Source organism: Pseudoxanthomonas wuyuanensis (assembly GCF_900215535.1).
GTDB lineage: Bacteria > Pseudomonadota > Gammaproteobacteria > Xanthomonadales > Xanthomonadaceae > Pseudoxanthomonas_A > Pseudoxanthomonas_A wuyuanensis.
In genome coordinates, this window is record NZ_OCND01000011.1 from 66,929 (window position 1) to 78,961 (window position 12,033).

Annotated in this window: 12 protein-coding genes; 7 read left to right on the forward strand and 5 right to left on the reverse strand. The window is 67.1% G+C overall.

All coding sequences use genetic code 11. The annotated features are described in order from the left end of the window. Together CRO39_RS17910 and CRO39_RS17915 are read right to left on the reverse strand one after the other, a co-directional pair. Positions 1-873, reverse strand: a complete 873-nt coding sequence (locus CRO39_RS17910; protein ID WP_097123335.1) for a bile acid:sodium symporter family protein — start codon at positions 871-873, stop codon at positions 1-3. A gap of 125 nt (positions 874-998) precedes the next feature. Beyond that, on the reverse strand, positions 999-1,406 hold the full coding sequence (locus CRO39_RS17915; RefSeq protein ID WP_097123336.1) for a hypothetical protein: 408 nt from the start codon (positions 1,404-1,406) through the stop codon (positions 999-1,001). 343 nt (positions 1,407-1,749) lie between these two features. On the opposite strand from CRO39_RS17915, the gene CRO39_RS17920 reads away from it, so the two are divergent. After that, positions 1,750-2,253 carry an acyl-CoA thioesterase gene (locus CRO39_RS17920; protein ID WP_097123337.1) on the forward strand — a complete coding sequence of 168 codons (504 nt, stop codon included), beginning with the start codon at positions 1,750-1,752 and terminating at the stop codon, positions 2,251-2,253. Positions 2,254-2,295: 42 nt separating this feature from the next. Here the strand turns inward: CRO39_RS17920 and CRO39_RS21240 are convergent, their stop codons facing one another. Further along, positions 2,296-3,084 carry a C40 family peptidase gene (locus CRO39_RS21240; protein WP_425479735.1) on the reverse strand — a complete coding sequence of 263 codons (789 nt, stop codon included), beginning with the start codon at positions 3,082-3,084 and terminating at the stop codon, positions 2,296-2,298. 118 nt (positions 3,085-3,202) lie between these two features. Then, complete coding sequence (locus CRO39_RS17930) at positions 3,203-3,787, reverse strand: C40 family peptidase (protein WP_176520229.1); 585 nt, start codon at positions 3,785-3,787, stop codon at positions 3,203-3,205. A gap of 72 nt (positions 3,788-3,859) precedes the next feature. On the opposite strand from CRO39_RS17930, the gene CRO39_RS17935 reads away from it, so the two are divergent. The 6 genes from CRO39_RS17935 (at position 3,860) to CRO39_RS17960 (ending at position 10,347) form a co-directional block, all read left to right on the forward strand. Then, entirely contained in the window at positions 3,860-4,339 is a 480-nt protein-coding gene (locus CRO39_RS17935; RefSeq protein ID WP_097123339.1) for an FKBP-type peptidyl-prolyl cis-trans isomerase, read from the forward strand. 118 nt (positions 4,340-4,457) lie between these two features. Beyond that, positions 4,458-5,720, forward strand: coding sequence for a DUF418 domain-containing protein (locus CRO39_RS17940; protein WP_097123340.1), 1,263 nt, complete (start codon positions 4,458-4,460; stop codon positions 5,718-5,720). 117 nt (positions 5,721-5,837) lie between these two features. Further along, positions 5,838-7,088: an NAD(P)/FAD-dependent oxidoreductase gene (locus tag CRO39_RS17945; RefSeq protein WP_097123341.1), complete on the forward strand. Its 1,251-nt coding sequence runs from the start codon at positions 5,838-5,840 to the stop codon at positions 7,086-7,088. Beyond that, entirely contained in the window at positions 7,085-8,434 is a 1,350-nt protein-coding gene (gene gorA, locus CRO39_RS17950) for a glutathione-disulfide reductase (RefSeq protein ID WP_097123342.1), read from the forward strand. The genes CRO39_RS17945 and gorA overlap by 4 nt, the downstream gene beginning before the upstream one ends. Before the next feature lie 100 nt (positions 8,435-8,534). Then, positions 8,535-9,308, forward strand: a complete 774-nt coding sequence (gene hutG / locus CRO39_RS17955) for an N-formylglutamate deformylase (protein WP_097123343.1) — start codon at positions 8,535-8,537, stop codon at positions 9,306-9,308. A gap of 67 nt (positions 9,309-9,375) precedes the next feature. After that, positions 9,376-10,347: a DMT family transporter gene (locus CRO39_RS17960; RefSeq protein WP_097123344.1), complete on the forward strand. Its 972-nt coding sequence runs from the start codon at positions 9,376-9,378 to the stop codon at positions 10,345-10,347. Between the two features lie 25 nt (positions 10,348-10,372). Here the strand turns inward: CRO39_RS17960 and CRO39_RS17965 are convergent, their stop codons facing one another. After that, complete coding sequence (locus CRO39_RS17965; protein ID WP_097123345.1) at positions 10,373-11,497, reverse strand: carboxylate-amine ligase; 1,125 nt, start codon at positions 11,495-11,497, stop codon at positions 10,373-10,375. Positions 11,498-12,033 lie beyond the last annotated feature (536 nt).

Here is a 12,033-nt window from a genome sequence, read left to right on the forward strand (position 1 = left end):
TCAGGCCGGTTGGGGGGCCGCCTGATTGCGTGAGACGCGCCAGGCGAACACCGCCGCGGTGACGAACATCAGCAGACTGTAGACCGCCGCCGGGACCGACATCGTCGCGTTCTGCAGCACGTTCAACGCGATGAAGATCGCCAGCGTGCCGTTGTGGATGCCGATCTCCATCGCGATCGCTATCGCCTGCCGCTTTGGAAGTTTCAGCGCCAGCGGTGCGGCGTAGCCCACTCCCATGCTGATCAGATTGAACAACAGGCAGGCCAGGCCGACCACGGCGAAATAGGTCAGCAGCGTGTTCCATTCCTGCGCCACCGCGGCGGCCACCAGCAGCGCCAACACCAGTACCGACAGCAGCCGTAGCGGCTTTTCCGCGCGCGCGGCAAAAGCGGGCGCCTTGGCGCGGACCACCATGCCCAGCAGCACCGGCAGCACGATGATCACCGCGACCTCGATGACCTTTTTCGTCGGCGGCGGTACGTACTGGCCGGCGCCAAGGAAATATTCCAGCGCCAGGTTCAGGATCACCGGCAGCGTCAGCAGGCACAGCAGGCTGTTGATCGCGGTCAGGGTGATGTTCAGCGCCACGTCGCCGCGCGCCAGATGGCTGTAGATGTTGGCGGTTGCGCCGCCGGGCGAGGCGGCCAGCAGCATCAGGCCCACCGCCAGTTCCGGGGTCAGGCCGAAGCCCAGCGCCAGTCCGAATGCGGCCCACGGCAGCACCAGCACCTGCAGCGTCAGTCCGGTCAGCACCGCGCGCGGATAGCGTGCGACCCGGCGGAAGTCCTCGGTCGTCAGGCCAAGACCCAGGCCGAACATGATGATGCCCAGCGCCAGCGGCAACAGCAGATTGGTCAACAACGTGGCTTGCATTGCGGGCAGCTCCTTTGGCGCTAATCGTTATGACAACACTTGTAGGAGCGACGTCAGTCGCGATGAAGCCTTCCCATGAAAGCTTCATCGCGACTGACGTCGCTCCTACATGACACGTTGAGGGGTCACGGCGTGTTCCGGTGCCCGGCCAGCCTGGCCGCCAGCACCGCCAGCGGGATCGGCAGCAGCACGCCCAAAGCATTCATCCATAGCGGATGCGGAATGGCCATGGCGTTCATCACGGTGCCGGCGACGATGAAGGCCGCTACCGCGACGGCGGCCATCACCCGCCGCTGGCGACTGATGCGGGCGGCGACCCAGGCGCCGGCAAAGCTGGCGATGGCCCAGCCGCATACCACCCAGATCTTCTTGCCGGTCGAGGACATCGCCACCAGTCTGGCTAAATCCGCTTCGCTCTGCAGGGTGGTTCCAGGCGGCAGCGGAAACAGCGCCATGCCCAGCATCTCCAGGCCGAAAATCAATGCGAATGCGGTGATCAGGCCGGCCAGTACGGCCAGGACGGTACGCATCATGTTGCTATTCCTCCCTAGGGGTTGTTGCCGTTTCCCGAGCCGGTCGCGTTGGGTCTGGCAAGCCGTCAGCGGGTGTTGCGTGGCGCAGCGTCTGACTGGCCGTCAGGCCAACCCGCAGGGCCGCCCTTGCGCGCGTCCGCGGCCGCGTCATCGCTCGGTCGTGGACGGAGGTCCACTCCCTCGCTCTTCCTTGCCGCGAACACGCGCAAGAGCGGCGCGGCCTGCTCGGGAAACGGCAACAGCCCCTAGACGGCCGTGGCAGCATGGCGGCAACCGCGGCGGTCCGCAAGCGTGCCGGCCGGGCCTCGCGTACCCTGTTGCGGCGCACCCAAGGAGCCCTGCCGTGAGCGGCGAACAACGCGAACTGACCTTTCGGTTTCTGGCCGAACCCACCGACGTCAATTTTGGCGGCAAGGTCCACGGTGGCGTGGTGATGAAGTGGATCGACCAGGTCGGCTATGCCGCCGCGGTCGGCTGGAGCGGGCATTACAGCGTCACCGTTGCGGTCGGCGGCATCCGTTTCGTCGCCCCCATCCGCATCAGCGACCTGGTGACGATTTCCGCCAAGCTGGTCTATACCGGCACCACCAGCATGCATTTTGCCGTGGACGTGCGTGCGCGCGACCCGATGGGCGGGCAGAGCAGGTTGTGCACGCATTGCGTCATCGTCTTCGTTGCGTTGGACGAAACCGAAGGCAAGCCGGTGCCGGTGCCGCCATGGCAGCCGCAGGCGCCGGAGGACTGCCGGCTGGCCGAGTACGCGCTGAAGGTGATGGACCTGAGCAAGGGCATCGAAGAAACCGTGGCGCATTACCACGACGCCGTCCTGCAAAAAACCGCCTCGTAGGCGGCTTATGTCCGTACCGGAGCCCGCCCGTGGGCAGGCGCGTCAGAGGGCGACGCGGCGCGCCTGCATGAAGCGATTGCTCCAGTAGCCGCTGGTCAGGCTGTCCACGCGGACGTCCTTGCCCCTGCTGGGCGAATGCAGGAAGCGGCCTTCGCCGACATAGATGCCGACATGGTTGACCCGGCCCTTGAGGCCGAAGAACACCAGATCGCCCTGCTTGAGTTCTTCGCGGTTCTTGATCAGTTCGGCGTCGGACTGGGCGGCCATGTCGCGCGAGATGCGCGGCAGTTCGATGCCCAGCGCATTGCTGAACACATAGCCGACCAGGCCGCTGCAATCGAACCCGCTTTCCGGCGATGTGCCGCCCCAGCGATACGGCGTACCCAGCAGGGTCAGCGCGCGCTTGAGCAGGGCCTGCACCTTGCCGCCTTCTTCCTGGGTTACCACGCCGCCGGTCTGGACCTTGGTCAGATCGTAGCTGGCCAGCAGGTGGCTGATGTCGTTGGCGAACATCGCCGAACGGTCCATCAGCGGCATCGCATCGCTGGCAGCCAGTCGCGGCAGCAGCGCGGTCAGCGTGGCGGTGGCGGCCTCGGCCGCCTTGCTCTTGATGCTGGCGGTCGTGGCCGGAGCGTTGTCGGCGGCGAGCACGACCGGCGGAACACTGGCCAGCGCCGGAGCGGCACCGGCGTCGCTGTCGGCGGTCGCGGACTGGGCAAAAGCCAAGCTGCTGGCGGCGTAAAGCGCAAGCAGCAAAAGAAAACGGACGGTACCCCGCGAAGGGCGGAAAGCGGCGGCTGGCTGGCCTGGCGGCAGGTCGTCGGTCGTCACGCGGGGTCTGTTCAATAAGCGAAGGGGCAATAGTGCCGTCACATCGCCATGATTTGGTTTATATATCGTTATATTTTCGTTAAATAAACGTGATGAAATGCCCAGAACCGGCCGCTGGTCAGTGCAGAACGCGTTTCGCCCCGGAGTAATGGTCGCGCCAGTAGTGGCCGTCCAGGTGATCCAGGCGGACGGTTCCGCCCGTACTGGGCGCATGCACGAAGCGGCCTTCGCCGACATAGATGCCGACGTGGGTGACATTGCCGCGGCTGCCGAAGAACACCAGATCGCCGGCCGCCAGCTTCCTGGGATCGATGCGCGGCCCCTGCGCCTGGGAAAGTTCGCGCGAGGTGCGCGGCAGGCGCAGATCCAGCATGTCGCGATAGACGTAGGTCACCAATCCGCTGCAGTCGAAGCCCGACTCCGGCGTGTTGCCGCCGTACCGGTAGGGCGTGCCGACCAGGCCAAGGGCGCGCATCAGCACCGCATTGGCCGCGGCCGGATCGGCCGGCTGTACGCGCGGCCATGTCTGTGCGGTCGCCGGCGCAGGCGCGCGGCGGATTTTGTCGCCGCCGCAGCCGGCCAGCAGCGCCAGCGCCAGCAGGCAGCCTGCCGGTACCGCCAGCGGCAGATGCGCGCGCCGGAGCGGTGAAGGTGGCGTGCGGACGGACAAGCCGGGATAATGGGCGGTCTTCATGCGGCGCATCTTCGCCGCTTTCCGCGGCGGCCGACAAGCCGCCACCCCGCCTGCCGCCGGCAGCCCCTTCCAGAGTTCAGCATGAAAATCGCCAAAGACAGCGTCGTCCGTTTCCACTACACCGTCTCCGAGGTCGGCCAGGAGCCGCTGGAAAGCTCCAAGGATCGTGAGCCGCTGGCCATCCTGATCGGCCACGGCAACATCATTCCGGGCCTGGAAACCGCGATGCAGGACCGCGAAGCCGGCGAGAGTTTCGGCGTGGACGTGGCGGCGGCCGATGCCTATGGCGAGCGTCGCGACGGCCTTGGCCAGCGCGTGCCGAAGAAGCACTTCGGCAACCAGAAGCTGGTACCGGGCCAGCAGGTCGTGCTGCAGACCAATTTCGGTCCGCGCGCAGTGACCATCCAGAAAGTCGGCATGAGCGTGGTCGACGTCGATCTGAACCACCCGATGGCGGGCAAGGATCTGCATTTCGATGTCGAGATCGTCGAGGTGCGCCAAGCCAGCCAGGAAGAGATCGAGCACGGCCACGTGCACGGCGATGGCGGCCACCAGCACTGATCCTGGCCGCTGAGCGCCGCTGCAACGGCCCGCTCCGGCGGGCCGTTGCCGTTTTGGCCCGCGGCGCCATGCTCTAATCCGACACGAACGCGCAAAAAAACCAGGGAGCCGCAACGGAATGTCGTCATTGCAGAATCTGGCGCCGGTGGCGCCGGCAGAACGTATCGGCACCCTGGATGCGCTGCGCGGTTTTGCGCTGCTGGGCATCCTGCTGATGAACATCGAGGGGTTCGTCGGGCCGTTGTACGGCACCATCGATGGCCTGAATCCGCGATTGACCGGCGCCGACCGGATCGCCGACGGGCTGATCTACTTCTTCGTGCAGGGCAAGTTCTTCACTCTGTTTTCGCTGCTGTTCGGCATGGGCTTTGCGGTGATGTCGCAGCGCGCGGCCGCGGCGGGCCGGCCGTTCGCCGGAATCTACTGGCGGCGCGGGCTGGTGTTGCTGGCCATCGGTCTGGCGCATGCGCTGCTGATCTGGTCGGGCGACATCCTGGTGACCTACGCGCTGATGTCGTTCCTGCTGCTGGCGTTCCGCGATGCGTCCGGGCGTACGCTGCTGGTGGTGGCGGTGCTGGCCTTTCTTGCTCCGCTGGGACTGACGATGCTGTATGGCGCGGTCGGATCGCTGATGCAGGCCACGCCGGAACTGGCCGCCCGATGGGAGCAGGTGCTGGCCGGGCAGAACCAGATGCTGGCGGCGATGACCGAAGGGCAGCGGCAGGCGTACGGCGCCGGCAGCTTCGCCGAGGCCACGGTGCAGCGCGCCAAGGACTTCGGCATGGCGTTGATGAACCTGATGACGCTGGGGCCGCTGGTGTTTGCGATGTTCCTGCTGGGGGCGTGGTTTGTGAAGAGCGGCGCGATCGCCGCGCCGGCACGGTTTCCGCGTCTGTTCGCCGGCCTGCGCTGGATCACATTGCCGCTGGGTACGGCGTTGATGCTGGTGTCGTTCCTGCTGCAGCCGACGCTGGACCAGACCGACATCGATCTGAGGTTCTCGACCGCTTTTTCGCTGGGCATGCTGGGTAGCGCGCTGATGTGCCTGGGCTATGCCGGCTGGCTGGTCCGCGGGCTGCAGTCGCCCACGCTTGCGCAGCCGCTGCAGTGGCTGGCTCCGGCCGGCCGCATGGCGCTGACCAACTATCTGGGCCAGTCGCTGATCTGCACGCTGATCTTCTACGGCTACGGCCTGGGCTATTTCGAACGACTGCCGCGGGCCTGGCAGGTGCCGTTCGCGCTGGCGCTGTTCGCGCTGCAGGTGCTGTGGAGCCGCTGGTGGTTGCGCCATTTCCGCTTCGGGCCGGCGGAGTGGCTGTGGCGCACGCTGACCTATCTGAAGCCGCAGCCGATGCGCGCTTCTGCGCCGCGGTCGGCCTGATGCGCCAGACGGTGGCATGGTGAGGCAGCCAGAACCGTCTTGGCTTGTCTCACCGCCGGAACGTTGCGTGGCCTTCGCGCATGCTCCGAAGCGCATGACACGCTCTACACTACCGCGGTGAATTCTCCCCACGACGATGTCCTGATCATCGGTGCCGGCGCGATCGGGTTGAGCACGGCGCTGGCGCTGCTCGAATCGGGCCGCGGCGTACGCGTGCTGGACAGTGGCCGTATCGGCGGCGGCGCCTCGCATGGCAACTGCGGCACCATCACCCCCAGCCATGCGCCGCCGCTGGCCGCGCCCGGGGTGGTGGCGCAGGCGCTGCGCTGGATGCTGACCCCGGATGCGCCGCTGTACCTGAAGCCGCGTTTCGACCCGGCGCTGTGGCGCTGGCTGGCCCGTTTTGCCGCGCGCTGCAATCTGCGCGACTGGCGGAGCAGCACCCGTGCGCGTGCGGCGCTGCTCAACGACTCCAGCGCGCGGCTGGCCGCCTGGGTGCGCGATTACGCACTGGATTGCGAGTACCGGACCGGCGGCCTGGACTACGTGTTCCGGCAAACGCGCAACTTCGAGCGTTACAGCGCCGAATGCGATGCGCTGGCCGAGTTCGGCATCGCCAGCGAAATCATCGGCGGCAACGACTACCTGCGCGCGGATCCGGCGCTGCGCGAGGGCGTGGTCGGCGCGATCCGTTTCCCCGGCGATGCGCGCCTGCGGCCGGACCGCTATGCGGCCGAACTGGCGCGCGCGGTTCGCGAGCGCGGCGGCATCATCGAGGAGCAGTGCGAAGTCGCCGACCTGCAGCCGGCGGCGGACGGCGTGTCGGTATCGACCGCGCTGGGGCGGCGGCGCGGACGCGATGCGGTCGTTGCGTTGGGCGCGTGGTCGCCGGCGTTCGTGCGGCGATTGGGCCTGGACCTGCCGATCCAGCCCGGCAAGGGCTATTCGATCACTTATTCCCGGCCGGCGCAGGTGCCGCGCCATCCGCTGGTGCTGAAGGACCGCTCGGTCTGCGTGACCGTGTGGGACAGCGGATTCCGGCTGGGCAGCACGATGGAATTCGCTGGCCAAGACACCCGCCTGAACGAAGTCCGCCTGGCCGCGCTGGAACGCGCCGCGCGCGAATACCTGTGCGAACCGGTCGGCGCCCATGTCGAGGAACGCTGGTACGGCTGGCGTCCGATGACCTGGGACGATCTGCCGGTGCTGGGCCGCGCGCCAGGGTACGAGCGTCTGTGGCTGGCGGCCGGCCACGGCATGCTCGGCATCAGCATGAGCGCCGGCAGCGGCCAGTTGATGGCCGACCTGATAGGCGGGCGCGCGCCGGCCATCGATCCTGAGCCTTACCGAATGGAGCGTTTCGCATGAGCGACTTCGACCTGATCGTCATCGGCGGCGGTTCCGGCGGCCTGGCCGGCGCCTTCCGCGCGGCGGCCCATGGCGCCAAGGTGGCGCTGCTGGAACCCAACGAACTGGGCGGCACCTGCGTCAATGTCGGTTGCGTGCCGAAGAAGGCGATGTGGCTGGCGGCCGAGCTGTCGCAGCGGATCGCGTTGGCAGGCGAACTCGGCTTTGCCGTGCCGCCGCCGCGACTGGACTGGCGCGAGTTTGTCGTGCACCGGCAGCGCTACATCAGCGGCATCCACGCCAGCTACCGCAAGCGGCTGGACCAGAGCGGCATCACCTGGATCCCGGCCCGCGGCCGCATCGTCGCCGCGGGCACGGTGGAAACCGGCGACGGCATGCGGCTGCAAGCGCCGCACCTGCTGCTCGCCACCGGCGGCAGGCCGCGCCGGCCCGCCATTCCCGGCGCGGAACTGGGTCTGGTCTCGGACGATTTCTTCAACCTGTGCGAGGCGCCGGGCCGGGTGGCCATCATCGGCGGCGGCTATATCGCAGTGGAGCTGGCCGGCGTGCTGCAGGCGCTGGGCAGCCAGGTCGAGCTGTTCGTGCGCCGGCCGCGGTTGCTGGAAAGTTTCGATCAGGCGCTGGCCGAGGAACTGGCCGAAAACATGCGCCAGCACGGCATCCATCTGCACTTCGGCTACGAGGTGTCCGCGCTGGAACGGCTGGGCGATGGCAGCGTGCGCCTGCGCAGCGATGCCGGTGTAGGCAGCGACGGCTTCGACAGCGCGATCCTGGCCACCGGGCGGGAGCCCAACAGCGGCGATCTGGGACTGGAAACGCTCGGAGTCGGGCTGGACGAAGCCGGCCATGTGCAGGTCGACGAGTACCAGAACGCCTCGGTTGCCGGCATCTACGCCATCGGCGATATCACCGCGCACGAAGCGCTGACGCCGGTGGCGATAGCGGCGGCGCGCCGGTTGATGGACCGCGTATTCGGCGGCAAACCCGAAGCCCGCCTGGACTACCGCGACATCGCCACCGTGGTGTTCTCGCATCCGCCCATCGGCAAGGTCGGCTTGAGCGAGCAGCAGGCGCGCGAGCGCCATGGCGATGCCGTGCGGGCGTACACCGCACGCTTCCGGCCGATGCTGCACGCGCTGGCCGATTCGCCGCAACGCAGCCTGTTCAAGCTGGTTTGCGTTGGCGATGGCGAAAAAGTGGTCGGCCTGCATCTTTTGGGCGAGGGCGCCGACGAGATCCTGCAGGGATTCGCGGTGGCGATCCGGCGCGGCATCACCCGTGGCGATCTGGAGGACACCATCGCCATCCATCCGACTTCGGCCGAAGAGATCGTGCTGATGCGCTGATGCGCGGCGCGCTGCCGTACCCGTCAGCGGTATTCGTTGTAGGAGCGCGGCGAAGGGCAGCATGCCGCCGCCGGCATGCGCACCGGCGTAGAATTGGGCCATGGACATTTTCGAACTGCATCGCGGCACCGCGCCGCTGCTGATCAGCCTGCCGCACGACGGCACCGCCGTTCCCGACGACATCGCCGCGCGCCTGACCGACAGCGCCCGCCGGGTGCCCGACACCGACTGGCATGTCTCCACGCTGTACGCATTCGCACGCGAGCTGGGCGCTTCGATACTGGTGCCGAAACATTCGCGCTACGTCATCGATCTGAATCGCCCGGCCGACGACGTTTCGCTGTATCCGGGCCAGAACACCACCGGCCTGTGCCCGACCGTGCAGTTCAGCGGCGAGCCGGTCTACCTGCCAGGCCAGGAGCCGTCGCCGGAGGAGATTGCGCGACGCCTGGCCAGCTACTGGCAGCCCTATCACGACAACCTGTCCAGCGAACTGGAGCGCATCCGCGGCGAACACGGCCGGGTGGTGCTGTGGGAAGGGCATTCGATCGTCAGCCAGGCGCCGTTCCTGTTCGAAGGAAGGCTGCCGGACTTCAATCTGGGCACCGCGGGCGGCGCCAGTTGTTCGCCGGCGCTGCAGCAGCGGCTGACTGCCGTGCTGGAATCGCAGTCGGACTACAGCTTCGTCGTCAATGGCCGCTTCAAGGGCGGCTACATCACCCGCCATTACGCCTCGCCGGAAACCGGCGTGCAGGCGGTGCAGCTGGAACTGGCGCAGCTGAACTACATGGATGAGCGCACGTTCGAATACCTGCCGTCGCGCGCGGAAAAGACCCAGGCGCTGATTCGCAGGCTGCTGCAATGCACGCTGTAGGCGGCGCCCCGGCTGCGGGTCAGGCTGACCGCCGCAGGTCGCAACGGCCGGCGGCACCGCTGCCGCAATGACCGACGCGCGCGCGGGACAAGAACCGGCGCCAGCGCTGGCGGCGGCGGCCGTCGCCGAAGCGTCGCCAGCGCCGGTTCCTGCGACAAGCCGGTTGCCCGGCAGTGGCGTGCTGTTGGCCGCGGTGGGCGCAATCGCGTTTTCGGGCAAGGCCATCATCGTCAAGCTGGGCTACCGCCATGGTGCCGATGCGGTCACGTTGCTGGCGCTGCGGATGCTGGTTGCGCTGCCGTGGTTCCTGCTGCTGGGCGCATGGGCCGCGCGGCGCGCGCCACCGCTGCGCCGCGGCGACGCCGGCAGAATCGCCGCGCTGGGATTTTTCGGCTACTACCTGGCCAGCTTCCTGGATTTTGCCGGCCTGGCCCATATCACCGCGACGCTGGAGCGGCTGATCCTGTATCTGACGCCGACGCTGGTGGTGCTGATTGGGATGCTCGCGTTCAAGCGCCGTGTCGGCCGCCGGCAGGCGCTGGCGCTGGGAGTCAGTTATGCGGGCGTGTTGCTGGCATTCGGCCACGATCTGCAACTGGGCGGCGGCAATATCGCGCTGGGTAGCGCGCTGGTGTTCGCCAGCGCGTTGTCCTACGCGTTGTACCTGGTCGGCAGCGGCGAACTGGTCGCGCGCGTTGGCGCTGTGCGCCTGACCGCCTATGCCAGCACGGTGGCATGCGGCCTGTGCATCGGCCAGTTCCTGCTGATGCGTCCGCTCGGTGCCTTGTCGCTGCCGCCGGAGGTGTACTGGCTGTCGCTGTTGAACGGCACTGTCTGCACGGTACTGCCGGTGCTGGCGGTGATGATGGCGGTGGCGCGCATCGGTTCGGGGCTGGCCGCGCAGATCGGCATGATTGGGCCGGTCTCCACCATTGTGCTGAGCCTGTGGCTGCTGGGTGAGCCGATGGGGCCGTGGCAGATCGCCGGAACCGTGCTGGTGATGGCCGGCGTACTGGTGGTGTCGCGGCAAAAGGCGTAGGACGAACCACCTCGCGATGCCCGCCTCAAAAGGCGACGCTGGCCGCTGCCAGCCAGTCGACCACCACCTGCAGGGCCTCGGTGCGGTTTTGTCCCGACGCGCGCTGTTCGCGGTACAGCGCCAGTTGCCGGTGCGCGCTGCTGCCTTCCTCCATGATTCCCCACAGCCGTTCGATCTGCGCTGCGCAATCGAAAGCGCGGATATCGTCGGTCAGCACGTCCAGCGTGCTGCGCATCATCTCCCGCGCCGGCACCAGCCGGTTGCTGGACAGGTCGATCAGGCCGGCATCGAAACCGTAGCGTTGCGCACGCCAGACGTTTTCGTCGACCACGCCCTGATCGCCGGCATCCAGTGAGCGGTACAGATCGGGGTGATGCTCCAGATGCCGGACCAGGCAACGGAACAACTGGGCGATCGCCAGCGCATCGCGCGGGTCCGTGCAGCAGTCGGTGATGCGCAGTTCCAGGGTGGGAAACGCCAGCGACGGGCGCAGCGCCCACCACAGGTAACTGGCGTTCTTGATGGCGCCGGCCTGGGTCAGCCGCTGCACGTACTGTTCGTATTCGCCATCATCCTGGAACAGCGGCGGCAGACCGCTGCGCGGAATCTCCTGGTAGGCGGTCTGGCGGTAGCCCATCAATCCGGTCGGATGGCCCATCCAGAACGGCGAGGACGTGCTGAGCGCCAGCAGCAACGGCAGGAACGGTTGCAGCCGCGCAAGCAGATCGATGCGCGCCTGCAGCCGGGCCGGCTGTACGTGCACATGCATCCCGCACAGCAGATTGCGCTGTCCCAGCATCTGCAGTTCGTCCATGACCTGGTCGTAGCGCGGTTTGTCGGTGCTGCGCTGGCCGCGCCAGAAGCCCAGCGGATGCGTGCCGGCGGCGATGATGGCCAGTCCGTGGCGTTCGGCAATGGCGCCCAGGGCGCTGCGCATACCGATGAGGTCGGCTTCCGCTTCGGCGGGGCAGCGGTGGACGGCGGTCTGCACTTCCACCTGGGTTTGCAGCATTTCGCTGCCGAAGCGTTCGCCCAGCGTCTGTACGCATTCGTCGAAGAACACCCGCGGCATATGTCGCAGCCGCCGCGCATTGCGGCGGATCAGGAAATACTCTTCTTCGATGCCGAAGGTGTAGGGATGATCCTGCATCGCTCTCCCGGGCCGACAGTGCGACTTCGTTTATCGCATCGCCCGGGTGAACGATCCGTTCATCGCGCTGTGGGGCAGCGTCCGTTGCGGCAATGTCCGAGGATCCTTAACGGCCAACATTGGCGATAGCTGATTCGGATTTTCATCAGATTGTGGCTGCCCGTTGCCCACACGCTGCCGCGGGCGGTCCATTAAAGCGGATGCTTTCCGCGCTGCCGCGGGCGTCACTTTCTTTGCTCGTGCAAAGAAAGTAACCAAAGAAAGCACGCCCCTGGCGGCGCGCCCTTCGGGTCCGCAATCGGGCCGGGAATTTCCGGACGGCACATCCATGTGCCTTCCGGAAACGGCGCGCATCCTGCGCGCCGCCCCTGCGGGGTTTAACCCGCCCCGCTTGCCGCGCCTAAACGGGGACCCGAAGAGCAAGAGCACAAGCAACAGCAACAGCGAAAAAGCCGGATGCTTTTGCTTCGCCTTTTGCTTTTGTTTTGGCTTCTGGCTTCTGCTTTTGGCTTTTGGGTCCCCGTTAAGGCGCGGTG

What these genes read in the sequence shown, in the direction of transcription:
- CRO39_RS17935 (WP_097123339.1), top strand. Translation starts at nt 3,860, where the DNA reads ATGAAAATCGCCAAAGACAGCGTCGTCCGTTTCCACTACACCGTCTCC.
- CRO39_RS17910 (WP_097123335.1), bottom strand. Translation starts at nt 873, where the DNA reads ATGCAAGCCACGTTGTTGACCAATCTGCTGTTGCCGCTGGCGCTGGGC.
- hutG (WP_097123343.1), top strand. Translation starts at nt 8,535, where the DNA reads ATGGACATTTTCGAACTGCATCGCGGCACCGCGCCGCTGCTGATCAGC.
- CRO39_RS17965 (WP_097123345.1), bottom strand. Translation starts at nt 11,497, where the DNA reads ATGCAGGATCATCCCTACACCTTCGGCATCGAAGAAGAGTATTTCCTG.
- CRO39_RS17940 (WP_097123340.1), top strand. Translation starts at nt 4,458, where the DNA reads ATGTCGTCATTGCAGAATCTGGCGCCGGTGGCGCCGGCAGAACGTATC.
- CRO39_RS17960 (WP_097123344.1), top strand. Translation starts at nt 9,376, where the DNA reads ATGACCGACGCGCGCGCGGGACAAGAACCGGCGCCAGCGCTGGCGGCG.
- gorA (WP_097123342.1), top strand. Translation starts at nt 7,085, where the DNA reads ATGAGCGACTTCGACCTGATCGTCATCGGCGGCGGTTCCGGCGGCCTG.
- CRO39_RS17915 (WP_097123336.1), bottom strand. Translation starts at nt 1,406, where the DNA reads ATGATGCGTACCGTCCTGGCCGTACTGGCCGGCCTGATCACCGCATTC.
- CRO39_RS17930 (WP_176520229.1), bottom strand. Translation starts at nt 3,787, where the DNA reads ATGCGCCGCATGAAGACCGCCCATTATCCCGGCTTGTCCGTCCGCACG.